Consider the following 12,667-nt stretch of genomic DNA (forward strand, 5'->3'; position numbering starts at 1 on the left):
CGCCCCACGGGAGCGGGACGGCAGCGAGATCTACTTGTAGCGGTAGACGATGCGTCCGCGCGTCAGGTCGTAGGGAGACAGCTCCACCACGACCCGGTCGTCAGGGAGGATGCGGATGTAGTGCATGCGCATCTTGCCACTGATGTGCGCGAGGACCTGGTGACCGTTCTGGAGCTCCACCTTGAACATGGCGTTCGGGAGGGACTCGATCACGGTGCCCTCGATTTCGATGGCACCTTGCTTCTTGGCCACGCTTCGCCCTTCGAATCGGCTACCTTGATCAACTCTCGACACGATCACGCGCTCGCACGCCTCCGACCGAGGGAAACGAATGCGGGCGCGCGGATATACGAGAGCCGACGCATCAGTCTACGTCAGGGCTTCCCGAAAGACGAATCCAGGTCTTCTGCCCGTACGTGGAGATCCTTAAGCAACGCCCCGCTCAGGGGCCGCCCCGGCCGGCCGCGCCGCCACCGGCCCCGCCACACCAGCGCCCAGGCCCCGCGCGACGCCGACACCGAGCCGGGCCGCGGCCCGGCTCCAGCCTCCGCGTCAGGCCGACGCGGCAGGCCGACGCGGCAGGCCGACGCGTCAGGCCGACGCGAGCGGGTCCGGCGCCGTCGTCACGCCGTACTCCGCCAGCTTCGCCTTACCGCCGTCCACCGCGGTCAGCACCAGCGGGCCCTCCTCGGTCAGCGCCACCGAGTGCTCCCAGTGGCTCGACCAGGAGCCGTCGTCCGTCTTGACCGTCCAGTCGTCGGCGAGCACGTGTGTGGCCGCCGTGCCCAGGCTCACCATCGGCTCGATCGCGATGCAGAAGCCCGGCACCAGCTTCGGACCCTTGCCGCGCTTGCGCGTGACGTAGTTCAGCAGATGCGGCTCCATGTGCATCTCGCTGCCGATGCCGTGGCCGCCGTAGTCCTCGATGATCCCGTACCGGCCGGACGCCGGACGCGGCTGCCGGCGGATGTAGCCCTCGATCGCCTTGGAGATGTCCACCAGCCGGTTGCCCTTGCGCACCGCGGCGATCCCGGCCCACATGGACTCCTCGGTCACCCGGCTCAGCTCGTGCAGCTCCGGCGCGTGGCCCTCGCCCACGAAGGCCGTGAACGCCGCGTCGCCGTGCCAGCCGTCGACGATGGCGCCGGCGTCGATGGAGATGATGTCGCCGTCCTTCAGGACCGTCTCCCGGTCCGGGATGCCGTGCACCACCACGTCGTTCACCGACGTGCAGATCGTGGCCGGGAAGCCCCCGTACCCCAGGAAGTTCGACTTCGCGCCGGCGTCGGCGAGCACCTTGCGGGCGGCCTCGTCCAGGTCCCTGGTGGTGGCGCCCACGACGGCCGCCTCCCGGCACGCCTGGTGGACGCGCGCGACGACCAGCCCCGCCTCGCGCATCTTCGCGATCTGCTCCGGGGTCTTGATCTCCAGCATGGGTCGCCTTCTTCCACCTTCCGGGGTTCGTGATACCTGCACACACAACAGTACGGCCGTGGCGCTCCCAGGAGCACCACGGCCGCACACACACTGTCACCGCACCGCGGCGGGCACCCGAACGCGTACGTCGCGGCCGGCCCGCCCCGCTCACGGACTCACGGACCGGGAACGGTCCGCCCGTCGGCCTCCGGGGCCCGCTCGGCCCGCTGCGGCAGGGCGTCCATGGCCCGCTGCGTGACCTCGGCCACCTTGCCCAGCGCCGAGATCGTCACGACCAGGCCCTGGGCCTTGTAGAAGTCGATGATCGGCTCGGTCTCGCTGTGGTAGACCTCGAGGCGCTTGCGGACCGTTTCCTCGCTGTCGTCCTCGCGCTGGTACAGGGCGCCGCCGCAGATGTCGCAGACGCCCTCCACCTTCGGCTTGCTGTACTCCACGTGGAAGGTGTGGCTGGAGTCCGTACGGCAGGTGCGCCGGCCGGCGATCCGCTTCACGACCTCGCCCTCGGGGACCTCCAGGTCCAGCACCGCGTCGAGCCGCAGCCCCTCGTCGGCCAGGAGCTGGTCGAGGACCTTGGCCTGGTGGAGGTTGCGCGGGAACCCGTCGAGCAGGAAACCGTGCTCCGCGTCGGGCTGGGCCATGCGGTCCTTGGCCATGCCCACCGTGACCTCGTCCGGCACCAGTTGTCCGGCCTTCATGTACTCCTGGGCCTTCTGGCCCAGGGGCGTGCCCTGACTGATGTTCGCGCGGAAAAGGTCACCCGTGGAAATGTGCGGGATTGACAAGTTCTTGGCGAGGTACGCGGCCTGCGTTCCCTTGCCCGCCCCGGGAGGCCCGACGAGGACGATTCGCATCAGCGGAGGAACCCTTCGTAGTGTCGCTGCTGAAGCTGGCTCTCGATCTGCTTCACCGTCTCCAGACCCACACCCACGATGATGAGGATGCTGGTACCACCGAACGGGAAGTTCTGATTGGCGTTGAGCGTCACCAGCGCCACCGTCGGCACCAGAGCGATCAGGCCCAGGTAGAGCGAGCCGGGCCACGTGATGCGGTTCAGCACGTAGCTCAAGTACTCCGCAGTGGGACGACCAGCCCGGATACCCGGGATGAAGCCACCATACTTCTTCATGTTGTCAGCAACTTCTTCGGGGTTGAAGGAGATCGCGACGTAGAAGAAGGCGAAGAAGACGATCAGCAGGAAGTACGTGACGATGTAAACCGGGTGGTCACCCGTCACGAAGTTGTTCTCGATCCACGTCGCCCATTCCGAGTCGGAACCGCTGAACTGAGCGATCAGCGCCGGAATGTAGAGCAGCGAGGAAGCGAAGATGACCGGGATCACACCCGCCTGGTTCACCTTCAGCGGGATGTAGGTCGAGGTCCCGCCGTACGAGCGGCGGCCGATCATGCGCTTCGCGTACTGGACGGGAATGCGCCGCTGCGCCTGCTCCACGAAGACCACCAGGGCCACCATCGCCAGACCACAGACGATGACGAGGCTGAACTCCAGCCAGCCGTCCATGATCTTGCCCTGCTGCCGGATCGCCCACAGCGCGCTCGGGAAGCCGGCGGCGATCGAGACGAACATCAGGATCGACATGCCGTTGCCGATGCCGCGGTCGGTGACGAGTTCACCGAGCCACATCACCAGCGCGGTGCCGGCGGTCATGGTGAGGACCATGGTGATCGTGACGAAGATCGACTGGTCCGGGACGATGTCGTTGCCGACGGTGCAGTTCTGGAAGAGCGAGCCGCTGCGCGCGGTGGCCACCAGGCCGGTGCCCTGCAAGATCGCGAGCGCCACCGTCAGGTAACGGGTGTACTGCGTGATCTTCGCCTGCCCGGACTGGCCCTCCTTCTTGAGGGCCTCAAGGCGGGGGATAACCACCGTGAGCAACTGAAGGATGATGCTCGCCGTGATGTACGGCATGATCCCTAGCGCGAAGATGGTGATCTGCAGCAGGGCGCCACCGCTGAACATGTTCACCAGACCGAACAGACCCTGCTGGGCCTCAGCCTGATCCATGCACTCTTGGACGTTCTTGTAGTCGATGCCCGGGACCGGGACGTGCGCCCCGAGCCGGAACAGGACAATGATGCCCAACGTGAAGAGCAGCTTCTTGCGCAGGTCGGGCGTCTTGAACGCTCGGGCGAACGCGGTGAGCACGGTGCCTCCTGCGCCCCCCGCGTCGAGCGCGAGAGGTGACGGTCTTGAGGATCGACGAATACAAATCAGTCAAAACCCGCGCGGACACAGGCCACGCGGAGGGTAACAGCGCACGCCACCTTACCGGCGACTGGGCCCCCCTAGGAACGACCAACCGGGGATGCCCCTTATGAGGGGCATCCCCGGCAGGTTGTCACAGGCTCAGATGAGCTCGGTGACGGTGCCGCCGGCGGCGGCGATCTTCTCCTTGGCGGAGCCGGAGACGGCGTCCACCGTCACCTGCAGCGCCACGGAGATCTCGCCGGTGCCGAGCACCTTGACGAGCTCGTTCTTGCGCACCGCGCCCTTGGCGACCAGGTCGGCCACCGTGACCTCGCCACCCTGCGGGTAGAGCGACGCCAGCTTGTCCAGGTTGACGACCTGGAACTGCTTGTGCGCGGGGTTCTTGAAGCCCTTCAGCTTCGGGAGCCGCATGTGGAGGGGCATCTGCCCACCCTCGAAGCGCTCCGGAACCTGGTAGCGGGCCTTCGTGCCCTTGGTACCACGACCGGCCGTCTTACCCTTCGACGCCTCACCACGACCCACACGGGTCTTGGCGGTCTTGGCGCCCGGGGCGGGACGGAGGTTGTGGACCTTCAGCGGCTTGCTCTCGGAGGAACCAGCCATGATCAGTCGACCTCCTCAACCGTCACGAGGTGGCGGACGGTCTTCACCATGCCGCGGAACTCGGGACGGTCCTCCTTGACCACGACGTCGCCGAGCCTCTTCAGGCCGAGCGAGCGCAGCGTGTCACGGTGGTTCTGCTTGCTGCCGATGTACGACTTCGTCTGCGTGACCTTGAGGCGAGCCATTACGCACCCACCCCGGCACGCGCCCGCAGCAGTGCGGCGGGGGCGACGTCTTCCAGCGGCAGGCCACGGCGGGCGGCGATCTCCTCGGGACGCTGAAGCCCCTGCAGAGCCGCACGCGTGGCGTGCACGATGTTGATCGGGTTCGACGAACCGAGCGACTTGCTCAGCACGTCGTGGATGCCCGCGCACTCCAGGACGGCGCGCACCGGGCCACCGGCGATCACACCGGTACCGGGGGACGCCGGCTTGAGCAGCACGACACCCGCGGCCTCCTCACCCTGGATCGGGTGCGGGATGGTGCCCTGGATCCGGGGGACCTTGAAGAAGTTCTTCTTGGCCTCCTCAACGCCCTTGGCGATGGCGGCCGGAACCTCCTTCGCCTTCCCGTATCCGACACCCACGGTGCCGTCACCGTCGCCCACCACGACCAGCGCGGTGAAGCTGAAGCGACGACCACCCTTCACGACCTTGGCGACGCGGTTGATCGCGACAACGCGCTCAACGTACGCGGTCTTCTCGGCAGCAGCGCCGCCGTCCCGGCCCTTCCGGTCCCGCCGCTCGCCGCCACCGGCGCCGCCACCGCGGCGCTGGGGTCCAGCCATTGGTAATACCTCTCTCTGTTACGGTCCGCTAGCTCCGGAACCGGGGCTTAGAACTTCAGCCCGGCTTCGCGGGCGGCGTCCGCCAGAGCGGCGATGCGCCCGGCGTACTGGTTGCCACCGCGGTCGAACACCACGGCCTCGACGCCGGCGGCCTTGGCACGCTCGGCCACCAGGGCTCCGACCTGCTGGGCCTGGGCGCTCTTGTCGCCTTCTCCGCCGCGGATCGACGCGTCCAGGGTCGACGCCGACGCGAGCGTGTGGCCCGCGATGTCGTCGATGACCTGCGCCACCATGTGGCGGTTGGAACGCGTGACCACGAGGCGGGGACGCTCGGGCGTACCCGAGATCCGCTTGCGAACGCGGATGTGGCGACGCTTGAGGGCGGCACCCTTGCGGGCGTTGCCCTTCGCGATCTTCACACCGTATGCCATGGCTTACTTACCAGCCTTTCCGACCTTGCGGCGGATGACCTCGCCCGCGTACTTCACGCCCTTGGCCTTGTACGGGTCGGGCTTGCGCAGCTTGCGGATGTTCGCGGCGACCTCGCCGACCTTCTGCTTGTCGATGCCCTCGACGCTGAGCTTGGTCGGGGACTCGACCTTGAAGGTGATGCCCTCGGGGGCCTCGATCAGGATGGGGTGGCTGTAGCCCAGCGAGAACTCCAGGTTGGAGCCCTTCGCCTGGACGCGGTAACCCACACCACTGATCTCGAGAGCCTTGCTGTAGCCCGCGGTCACGCCGGTGATCATGTTCGCCACCAGCGTCCGGGACAGGCCGTGCAGGGCCTTGTTCTGACGCTCGTCGTTGGGGCGTGTGACGCTGAGCACGCCGTCCTCGCCCTTAGCGATCTCGATGGGCGCGGCTACGGTGTGGCTGAGGGTGCCCTTGGGGCCCTTCACCTGGACCGTACGGCCATCGATGGTGACGTCCACACCAGCGGGAACCTGGATGGGCAGCCGTCCGATACGCGACATTGGCTATTCCTCCGTTCCCGGTTACCAGACGTAGGCGAGGACTTCCCCACCCACGCCCTTCTTCTGCGCCTGCTGGCCGGTGAGGAGACCGTGCGACGTGGAGATGATCGCCACGCCCAGGCCGCCGAGCACCTTCGGCAGGTTGGTGGACTTTGCGTAGACCCGCAGGCCCGGCTTCGAGATGCGCTTGATGCCGGCGATCGAACGCTCACGGTTCGGGCCGAACTTCAGCTCGAGGATGAGGTTCTTGCCGACCTCGGCGTCCTCGACCTTCCAGCCGGTGATGTAACCCTCCTGCTGGAGGATCTCTGCGATGTGCGACTTGATCTTGCTGTGCGGCATCGCCACCGAGTCGTGGTACGCCGAGTTCGCGTTTCGCAGACGCGTCAGCATGTCTGCGATGGGATCAGTCATGGTCATGAATTGGCCTTCGGCCTCTCTCGCCGGGGTTTCCTATCTGCGCCATCCCTCTCCCCGATCAGCTCGGGACGGGTGCGGCGCGGGGACCTTCGGCGTAGTAAGCGACTTCTTGCGGACGTCGTCCGCAGCGGTCTCGGACGGCGGGGCGCCCAACCCTTCTACCTTACGGGACGAAGGGCCGGGTCCCCGCCGGTCCGATGCTTACCGAGAGCTCCGGTGAATCCGTACGCTCCGCCCGCGTGGCGCCCCGAGGGGCGCTCACCAGGCGGCGAACGGTATTACCAGGAGCTCTTGGTCACGCCCGGCAGCTCGCCACGGTGGGCCATCTCACGAAGGCACACGCGGCACAGGCCGAACTTGCGGTAGACGGAGTGCGGCCGGCCACAGCGCTGGCAGCGGTTGTACGCGCGCACAGCGAACTTCGGCTTGCGGGCGGCCTTAGCGATCAGAGCCTTCTTCGCCACGGTCAGTTCTCCTTGAACGGGAAGCCGAGGTGACGAAGCAGGGCGCGGCCCTCATCGTCGTTCTGGGCGGTCGTCACCACGGTGATGTCCATGCCCCGGACCCGGTCGATCTTGTCCTGGTCGATCTCGTGGAACATGACCTGCTCCGTGAGACCGAAGGTGTAGTTGCCCCGGCCGTCGAACTGCTTGGGCGACAGGCCGCGGAAGTCGCGGATGCGCGGGAGCGCCAGCGACAGCGTGCGGTCCAGGAACTCCCACATCCGGTCACCGCGGAGGGTGACGTGGGCACCGATCGGCTGACCCTCACGCAGCTTGAACTGCGCGATGGACTTGCGGGCCTTGGTGACGGCCGGCTTCTGACCGGTGATCGTGGTGAGGTCGCGGATGGCGCCCTCGATCAGCTTGGAGTCGCGGGCGGCGTCGCCCACACCCATGTTGACCACGATCTTGGTGAGGCCGGGAACCTGCATGACGTTCTCGTACGAGAACTCCTCACGCAGCTTGGCCGTGATCTCTTCGCGGTAGCGCTGCTTGAGACGCGGCGCGTTGGTGGTGGCAGTCATCAGATGTCCTCACCGGTCCGCTTGGCAACGCGGATCTTGTTGCCCTCGTCATCGAAGCGGTACCCGACGCGGGTGACGACCTTCTGGCCGTCCTTCTCCACCACGAGCTGAACGTTGCTCACGTGGATGGGGGCCTCGGTCGTCACGATGCCGCCGGTCTTCGAACCGCGAGCGGTCTGGCCGGCCTTCGTGTGCTTCTTGACCCGGTTGACACCCTCGACCAGGACCCGGTCCTCGCGGGGGTAGGCCACGATGACCTTGCCCTGCTTGCCCTTGTCCTTACCGGTGATGACCTGGACCAGGTCGCCCTTCTTGATCTTCATCGGTTACAGCACCTCCGGCGCGAGCGAGACGATCTTCATGAACTTCTTCTCGCGCAGCTCACGGCCGACCGGGCCGAAGATACGGGTGCCGCGGGGGTCGCCGTCGTTCTTCAGAATGACGGCGGCGTTCTCGTCGAAGCGGATGTACGAGCCATCGGGGCGACGGCGCTCCTTGACGGTGCGCACGATGACCGCCTTGATGACGTCACCCTTCTTCACGTTGCCACCGGGGATCGCATCCTTGACGGTGGCGACGATGACGTCACCGATGCCCGCGTAGCGGCGACCGGAACCGCCGAGAACACGGATGCAAAGGATCTCCTTCGCACCAGTGTTGTCGGCGACGCGCAGTCGCGACTCCTGCTGGATCACGTCTATCTCCTGATCGTCTGCCGGTTCCCGGCGGGGACCCGGTCGCCCGAGTCCCCGCCGAGCCTGGCGGAACTATTCCGAGGGGGTCCCCCTCGGAGGGGATTACTTGGCCTTCTCGAGGATCTCGACGATGCGCCAGCGCTTCGTCGCGGACAGCGGCCGGGTCTCCATCAGGAGGACGCGGTCACCGACACCGGCGGCGTTCTGCTCGTCGTGCGCCTTGAGCTTGTTCGTACGACGGATGACCTTGCCGTACAGCGCGTGCTTGACACGGTCCTCAACGGCGACGACGACGGTCTTGTCCATCTTGTCGCTGACGACCAGACCCTCACGGGTCTTGCGGAAGCCGCGGTCCTGGTTGTTCTCAGTCACATTCGTCTCGCTCATCAGGCGCTCTCCACCGTCTCGATGCCGAGCTCGCGCTCACGCATCAGGGTGTAGATCCGGGCGATGTCCTTGCGGACGGCCTTCAGCCGGCCGTGGTTCTCAAGCTGTCCGGTCGCCGCCTGGAAGCGGAGGTTGAACAGCTCCTCCTTGGCCTCGCGCAGCTTGGCGACGAGATCCTCGTCGTTCAGCTCGCGCAGCTCGGTCGCCTTGGTACCGGCCGCCATCACGACTCACCTGCCTCGCGCCGGACGATCCGGCACTTCATCGGAAGCTTGTGGGCGGCGCGGGTCAGCGCCTCCTTAGCGACCTTCTCGTTCGGGTAGGACAGCTCGAACATCACCCGACCGGGCTTGACGTTCGCGATCCACCACTCCGGCGAACCCTTACCGGAACCCATGCGGGTCTCGGCGGGCTTCTTGGTGAGCGGCCGGTCCGGGTAGATGTTGATCCAGACCTTGCCGCCACGCTTGATGTGGCGGGTCATGGCGATACGAGCGGCCTCGATCTGGCGGTTCGTGACGTACGCCGGCGTGACGGCCTGGATGCCGTACTCGCCGAACGCCAGCTCCGTGCCGCCCTTGGCCATACCCGACCGCTTCGGGTGGTGCTGCTTGCGGTGCTTGACCCTGCGAGGGATCAGCATGTCGGTCAGGCCTCCGTTCCGGTGGTCTCCGCCGGAGCAGCGGCGGCGGGCGCCTCGGCCTTGGGGGCCTCGGCAGCCGGGGCCGACTGCTGCTGCGGCTTGCGGCCGCGGCCGCCACGCTCGCCACCCCGGCCACCACGGGCCGGGCGCTCGTTGCCGCCGCCACGCGAGGGACGGTTGCCCGCGCGGGCCGCGGCGTTCTCGGCGCGAACCTCGGCGATGTTCTTGACGTCGCCCTTGTAGATCCACACCTTCACGCCGATGCGGCCGAAGGACGTCTTGGCCTCGAAGAAGCCGTAGTCCACGTTGGCACGCAGGGTGTGCAGGGGCACGCGGCCCTCGCGGTAGAACTCCGAGCGGGACATCTCGGCGCCGCCGAGACGGCCACCGCACTGGATCTTGATGCCCTTGGCGCCCGCCTTCATCGTCGACTGCATGCTCTTACGCATGGCGCGACGGAAGGAGACACGCGAGGAGAGCTGCTCGGCGACGGCCTGGGCCACCAGCTGAGCGTCCGTCTCCGGGTTCTTCACCTCAAGGATGTTGAACTGGATCTGCTTGCCGGTGAGCTTCTCCAGGTTGCCCCGGAGCCGGTCGGCCTCCGCGCCGCGGCGGCCGATGACGATGCCCGGCCGGGCGGTGTGGACGTCGACGCGGACCCGGTCCCGGGTGCGCTCGATCTCGACCTTGGAGATGCCGGCCCGCTCCATGCCCTGGGTGAGCATGCGACGGATCGCGACGTCTTCCTTGACGTAGTCCTTGTACAGCTTGTCGGCGTACCAGCGGGACTTGAAGTCCGTGGTCACACCGAGCCGGAACCCGTGCGGGTTTACCTTCTGGCCCATTACCGGGTTCCTTCCTTGCTGCTGACGACCACGGTGATGTGGCTGGTCCGCTTGCGGATCCGGTAGGCACGGCCCTGGGCGCGCGGCCGGAACCGCTTCAGGGTCGGGCCCTCGTCGACGTAGGCCTCGGAGATGAAGAGGCTCTGAGCGTCGGTGTGGTCGTAGTTGTGCGCGGCGTTGGCAATGGCGCTGTCAAGCACCTTGCCCACCGGCACGCTGGCGGCCTGCGGGGCGAAACGCAGGACCGCCTGAGCCTCCGTGGCATCCATGCCACGGATAAGGTCCACCACGCGGCGGGCCTTCATGGGCGTGACGCGGATGTACCGCGCCTGGGCCCTGGCTTCCATGGTTGTCCCTTCGGTGTCTGTCATGGTCGGTGCACCCCCGTCGGAACGGGGAACCCCACCTTTCGGTCTTCGCTCTCCGCAGATCAGCGACGACGCGACTTGCGGTCGTCCTTCTCGTGGCCGCGGAAGGTGCGGGTCGGCGCGAACTCGCCGAGCTTGTGGCCGACCATCGACTCGGTGACGAACACCGGGACGTGCTTGCGGCCGTCGTGCACCGCGATCGTGTGGCCGAGCATGGCCGGGACGATCATGGAGCGGCGGGACCAGGTCTTGATGACGTTCTTGGTGCCTGCCTCGTTCTGTACGTCCACCTTCTTGATCAGGTGGTCGTCGACGAAGGGCCCCTTCTTGAGACTGCGCGGCATCTAAACCCGCTCCTAGCGCTTCTTGTTCGTCTTGCGGCGGCGGACGATGTACTTGTTGCTGGCCTTCTTCGGCGAGCGCGTACGGCCCTCCTTCTGACCCCACGGCGAGACCGGGTGGCGACCACCGGAGGTCTTGCCCTCACCACCACCGTGCGGGTGGTCGACGGGGTTCATCACGACACCGCGGACGGTCGGGCGAACGCCCTTCCAGCGCATGCGGCCGGCCTTGCCCCAGTTGATGTTCGACTGCTCGGCGTTGCCGACCTCGCCGACGGTGGCGCGGCAGCGGACGTCGACCAGGCGGATCTCGCCGGACGGCATACGCAGGTGGGCCATGGAGCCCTCACGCGCGAGGAGCTGCACGGAGGCGCCGGCGGAGCGGGCGAACTTCGCGCCGCCGCCGGGCCGCAGCTCGATGGCGTGGATGACCGTACCGACCGGGATGTTGCGCAGCGGCAGGTTGTTGCCCGGCTTGATGTCGGCCCCGGGGCCGTTCTCGATCCGGTCGCCCTGCTTCAGGCCAGCGGGGGCGATGATGTAGCGCTTCTCGCCGTCCGCGTAGTGCAGGAGCGCGATGCGCGCGGTGCGGTTGGGGTCGTACTCGATATGTGCGACCTTCGCCGGGACGCCGTCCTTGTCGTGACGGCGGAAGTCGATCACGCGGTACGCGCGCTTGTGTCCGCCACCCTGGTGGCGAACGGTCACGCGACCGGCGTTGTTACGACCGCCCTTGCTGTGCAGCGGGCGGACCAGCGACTTCTCCGGCGTGGACCGCGTGATCTCGACGAAGTCGGCGACGCTGGAGCCACGACGGCCCGGAGTCGTCGGCTTGTACTTGCGGATACCCATTTCTCAGTCCTCGGAAGATTCCGGACTTCTGGACGTTCCGATCTCCGTTAGGAGACCGGGCCGCCGAAGATGTCGATACGGTCGCCCTCGGCGAGGGTCACGATGGCGCGCTTGGTGTCCTTGCGCTTGCCGAAACCGGTGCGGGTGCGCTTGCGCTTGCCCTGGCGGTTGATCGTGTTGACCCCAGTGACCTTGACCGAGAAGACCGCCTCGACGGCCTGCTTGATCTGGGTCTTGTTCGCGCGCGGGTCGACGATGAACGTGTACTTGTTCTCGTCGAGCAGCGCGTAGCTCTTCTCCGAAACCACCGGCTTGACCAGGATGTCACGGGGGTCCGTGAAGGTCTTGCTGGTGACGGTCTGCGCGGTTGCCTCACTCATCAGGCGTCGCTCCCTTCGAGCTCGGCCTCGGAGGCGACAGCCTTGGCAGACGCGGCCGGACCGGCCACGAAGGACTCGTAGGCAGCCTGCGTGAAGACCACGTCATCGGAGACGAGCACGTCGTACGTGTTGAGCTGGCCCGGCTCCAGGATGTGCACCTGGGGCAGGTTGCGGGCGGAGAGCCACGCGGCCTCGTCGGACCGGTCGACGACCAGGAGCAGGTTCTTGCGCTCGCTGATCTTGCCGAACAGGTTCTTCGCGGCCTTGGTGGAGACCTCGCCCTCGACCACGCCGGTGACGACGTGGATGCGGTTGTGGCGCGCCCGGTCGGAGAGGGCACCGCGCAGGGCGGCGGCCTTCATCTTCTTGGGGGTGCGCTGCGAGTAGTCGCGCGGCACGGGGCCGTGCACGACGCCACCGCCGGCGAACTGCGGCGCGCGGGTCGAGCCCTGACGGGCGCGGCCGGTGCCCTTCTGGCGGTAGGGCTTCTTGCCACCGCCGCGGACCTCGCCACGGGTCTTGGTCTTGTGCGTGCCCTGACGGGCAGCGGCCAGCTGGGCGACGACGACCTGGTGGATCAGCGGAACGCTGACCTGCGCGTCGAAGATCTCCGAGGGGAGTTCGACGGTCCCGGCCTTGTCGCCTGCCGGCGAAAGGATGTCAATGGTGCTCATCGGTTAC

The 12,667-nt window shown here is 67.1% G+C and carries 23 protein-coding genes; all 23 read right to left on the reverse strand.

Annotated elements, in window-relative coordinates; genetic code table 11:
- Window positions 1-30: 30 nt before the first annotated feature.
- A complete protein-coding gene (gene infA / locus OYE22_RS12855; RefSeq protein WP_030262853.1) occupies window positions 31-252 on the reverse strand; it encodes a translation initiation factor IF-1 in 222 nt (73 codons plus the stop codon).
- Window positions 253-591: 339 nt separating this feature from the next.
- Window positions 592-1,434, reverse strand: a complete 843-nt coding sequence (gene map / locus OYE22_RS12860; RefSeq protein ID WP_277320553.1) for a type I methionyl aminopeptidase — start codon at window positions 1,432-1,434, stop codon at window positions 592-594.
- A gap of 158 nt (window positions 1,435-1,592) precedes the next feature.
- A complete protein-coding gene (locus OYE22_RS12865; protein WP_277320554.1) occupies window positions 1,593-2,288 on the reverse strand; it encodes an adenylate kinase in 696 nt (231 codons plus the stop codon).
- A complete protein-coding gene (gene secY / locus OYE22_RS12870) occupies window positions 2,288-3,601 on the reverse strand; it encodes a preprotein translocase subunit SecY (RefSeq protein WP_277320555.1) in 1,314 nt (437 codons plus the stop codon). The genes OYE22_RS12865 and secY overlap by 1 nt, the downstream gene beginning before the upstream one ends.
- A gap of 201 nt (window positions 3,602-3,802) precedes the next feature.
- Window positions 3,803-4,267 (reverse strand): 50S ribosomal protein L15, encoded by a 465-nt coding sequence (gene rplO / locus OYE22_RS12875; RefSeq protein ID WP_176163516.1) that lies wholly within the window; start codon window positions 4,265-4,267, stop codon window positions 3,803-3,805.
- Window positions 4,268-4,269: 2 nt separating this feature from the next.
- Entirely contained in the window at window positions 4,270-4,452 is a 183-nt protein-coding gene (rpmD, locus tag OYE22_RS12880; RefSeq protein ID WP_176163515.1) for a 50S ribosomal protein L30, read from the reverse strand.
- Complete coding sequence (gene rpsE / locus OYE22_RS12885; RefSeq protein ID WP_176163514.1) at window positions 4,452-5,054, reverse strand: 30S ribosomal protein S5; 603 nt, start codon at window positions 5,052-5,054, stop codon at window positions 4,452-4,454. Before rpsE ends, rpmD begins: the two co-directional genes overlap by 1 nt.
- Before the next feature lie 47 nt (window positions 5,055-5,101).
- On the reverse strand, window positions 5,102-5,485 hold the full coding sequence (gene rplR / locus OYE22_RS12890) for a 50S ribosomal protein L18 (protein WP_176163513.1): 384 nt from the start codon (window positions 5,483-5,485) through the stop codon (window positions 5,102-5,104).
- A 3-nt stretch (window positions 5,486-5,488) separates the two neighbouring features.
- On the reverse strand, window positions 5,489-6,028 hold the full coding sequence (gene rplF, locus OYE22_RS12895) for a 50S ribosomal protein L6 (RefSeq protein ID WP_176163512.1): 540 nt from the start codon (window positions 6,026-6,028) through the stop codon (window positions 5,489-5,491).
- Between the two features lie 21 nt (window positions 6,029-6,049).
- Window positions 6,050-6,448, reverse strand: a complete 399-nt coding sequence (rpsH, locus tag OYE22_RS12900) for a 30S ribosomal protein S8 (protein WP_176163511.1) — start codon at window positions 6,446-6,448, stop codon at window positions 6,050-6,052.
- 278 nt (window positions 6,449-6,726) lie between these two features.
- Window positions 6,727-6,912: a type Z 30S ribosomal protein S14 gene (locus OYE22_RS12905; protein ID WP_030890724.1), complete on the reverse strand. Its 186-nt coding sequence runs from the start codon at window positions 6,910-6,912 to the stop codon at window positions 6,727-6,729.
- Between the two features lie 2 nt (window positions 6,913-6,914).
- A complete protein-coding gene (gene rplE, locus OYE22_RS12910; RefSeq protein ID WP_187087371.1) occupies window positions 6,915-7,475 on the reverse strand; it encodes a 50S ribosomal protein L5 in 561 nt (186 codons plus the stop codon).
- On the reverse strand, window positions 7,475-7,798 hold the full coding sequence (rplX, locus tag OYE22_RS12915; protein WP_176163509.1) for a 50S ribosomal protein L24: 324 nt from the start codon (window positions 7,796-7,798) through the stop codon (window positions 7,475-7,477). The genes rplE and rplX overlap by 1 nt, the downstream gene beginning before the upstream one ends.
- Window positions 7,799-7,801: 3 nt before the next feature.
- Entirely contained in the window at window positions 7,802-8,170 is a 369-nt protein-coding gene (rplN, locus tag OYE22_RS12920; RefSeq protein ID WP_176163508.1) for a 50S ribosomal protein L14, read from the reverse strand.
- Window positions 8,171-8,272: 102 nt separating this feature from the next.
- On the reverse strand, window positions 8,273-8,557 hold the full coding sequence (rpsQ, locus tag OYE22_RS12925; protein ID WP_277320556.1) for a 30S ribosomal protein S17: 285 nt from the start codon (window positions 8,555-8,557) through the stop codon (window positions 8,273-8,275).
- Complete coding sequence (rpmC, locus tag OYE22_RS12930) at window positions 8,557-8,781, reverse strand: 50S ribosomal protein L29 (protein WP_030890741.1); 225 nt, start codon at window positions 8,779-8,781, stop codon at window positions 8,557-8,559. The genes rpsQ and rpmC overlap by 1 nt, the downstream gene beginning before the upstream one ends.
- Entirely contained in the window at window positions 8,781-9,200 is a 420-nt protein-coding gene (gene rplP / locus OYE22_RS12935) for a 50S ribosomal protein L16 (protein WP_176163506.1), read from the reverse strand. The genes rpmC and rplP overlap by 1 nt, the downstream gene beginning before the upstream one ends.
- Window positions 9,201-9,205: 5 nt before the next feature.
- A complete protein-coding gene (rpsC, locus tag OYE22_RS12940) occupies window positions 9,206-10,045 on the reverse strand; it encodes a 30S ribosomal protein S3 (RefSeq protein ID WP_277320557.1) in 840 nt (279 codons plus the stop codon).
- Entirely contained in the window at window positions 10,045-10,392 is a 348-nt protein-coding gene (rplV, locus tag OYE22_RS12945) for a 50S ribosomal protein L22 (RefSeq protein ID WP_277324111.1), read from the reverse strand. Before rplV ends, rpsC begins: the two co-directional genes overlap by 1 nt.
- 83 nt (window positions 10,393-10,475) lie before the next feature.
- On the reverse strand, window positions 10,476-10,757 hold the full coding sequence (rpsS, locus tag OYE22_RS12950; RefSeq protein WP_014178772.1) for a 30S ribosomal protein S19: 282 nt from the start codon (window positions 10,755-10,757) through the stop codon (window positions 10,476-10,478).
- A 12-nt stretch (window positions 10,758-10,769) separates the two neighbouring features.
- Complete coding sequence (rplB, locus tag OYE22_RS12955) at window positions 10,770-11,606, reverse strand: 50S ribosomal protein L2 (RefSeq protein WP_176163504.1); 837 nt, start codon at window positions 11,604-11,606, stop codon at window positions 10,770-10,772.
- Between the two features lie 47 nt (window positions 11,607-11,653).
- Window positions 11,654-11,986 carry a 50S ribosomal protein L23 gene (rplW, locus tag OYE22_RS12960; protein ID WP_277320558.1) on the reverse strand — a complete coding sequence of 111 codons (333 nt, stop codon included), beginning with the start codon at window positions 11,984-11,986 and terminating at the stop codon, window positions 11,654-11,656.
- On the reverse strand, window positions 11,986-12,660 hold the full coding sequence (gene rplD / locus OYE22_RS12965; RefSeq protein ID WP_277320559.1) for a 50S ribosomal protein L4: 675 nt from the start codon (window positions 12,658-12,660) through the stop codon (window positions 11,986-11,988). The genes rplW and rplD overlap by 1 nt, the downstream gene beginning before the upstream one ends.
- Between the last annotated feature and the right edge of the window lie 7 nt (window positions 12,661-12,667).

Source organism: Streptomyces sp. 71268 (assembly GCF_029392895.1).
Lineage (GTDB): Bacteria > Actinomycetota > Actinomycetes > Streptomycetales > Streptomycetaceae > Streptomyces.

What these genes read in the sequence shown, in the direction of transcription:
- rpsC (WP_277320557.1), bottom strand. Translation starts at nt 10,045, where the DNA reads ATGGGCCAGAAGGTAAACCCGCACGGGTTCCGGCTCGGTGTGACCACG.
- rpsE (WP_176163514.1), bottom strand. Translation starts at nt 5,054, where the DNA reads ATGGCTGGACCCCAGCGCCGCGGTGGCGGCGCCGGTGGCGGCGAGCGG.
- map (WP_277320553.1), bottom strand. Translation starts at nt 1,434, where the DNA reads ATGCTGGAGATCAAGACCCCGGAGCAGATCGCGAAGATGCGCGAGGCG.
- rplF (WP_176163512.1), bottom strand. Translation starts at nt 6,028, where the DNA reads ATGTCGCGTATCGGACGGCTGCCCATCCAGGTTCCCGCTGGTGTGGAC.
- rplD (WP_277320559.1), bottom strand. Translation starts at nt 12,660, where the DNA reads ATGAGCACCATTGACATCCTTTCGCCGGCAGGCGACAAGGCCGGGACC.
- rpmC (WP_030890741.1), bottom strand. Translation starts at nt 8,781, where the DNA reads ATGGCGGCCGGTACCAAGGCGACCGAGCTGCGCGAGCTGAACGACGAG.
- rplO (WP_176163516.1), bottom strand. Translation starts at nt 4,267, where the DNA reads ATGGCTGGTTCCTCCGAGAGCAAGCCGCTGAAGGTCCACAACCTCCGT.
- rplE (WP_187087371.1), bottom strand. Translation starts at nt 7,475, where the DNA reads ATGACTGCCACCACCAACGCGCCGCGTCTCAAGCAGCGCTACCGCGAA.
- rplX (WP_176163509.1), bottom strand. Translation starts at nt 7,798, where the DNA reads ATGAAGATCAAGAAGGGCGACCTGGTCCAGGTCATCACCGGTAAGGAC.
- rpsH (WP_176163511.1), bottom strand. Translation starts at nt 6,448, where the DNA reads ATGACCATGACTGATCCCATCGCAGACATGCTGACGCGTCTGCGAAAC.
- rpsS (WP_014178772.1), bottom strand. Translation starts at nt 10,757, where the DNA reads ATGCCGCGCAGTCTCAAGAAGGGGCCCTTCGTCGACGACCACCTGATC.
- rplB (WP_176163504.1), bottom strand. Translation starts at nt 11,606, where the DNA reads ATGGGTATCCGCAAGTACAAGCCGACGACTCCGGGCCGTCGTGGCTCC.
- rpmD (WP_176163515.1), bottom strand. Translation starts at nt 4,452, where the DNA reads ATGGCTCGCCTCAAGGTCACGCAGACGAAGTCGTACATCGGCAGCAAG.
- rplR (WP_176163513.1), bottom strand. Translation starts at nt 5,485, where the DNA reads ATGGCATACGGTGTGAAGATCGCGAAGGGCAACGCCCGCAAGGGTGCC.
- rpsQ (WP_277320556.1), bottom strand. Translation starts at nt 8,557, where the DNA reads ATGAGCGAGACGAATGTGACTGAGAACAACCAGGACCGCGGCTTCCGC.
- rplW (WP_277320558.1), bottom strand. Translation starts at nt 11,986, where the DNA reads ATGAGTGAGGCAACCGCGCAGACCGTCACCAGCAAGACCTTCACGGAC.
- rplP (WP_176163506.1), bottom strand. Translation starts at nt 9,200, where the DNA reads ATGCTGATCCCTCGCAGGGTCAAGCACCGCAAGCAGCACCACCCGAAG.
- OYE22_RS12865 (WP_277320554.1), bottom strand. Translation starts at nt 2,288, where the DNA reads ATGCGAATCGTCCTCGTCGGGCCTCCCGGGGCGGGCAAGGGAACGCAG.
- rplV (WP_277324111.1), bottom strand. Translation starts at nt 10,392, where the DNA reads ATGGAAGCCAGGGCCCAGGCGCGGTACATCCGCGTCACGCCCATGAAG.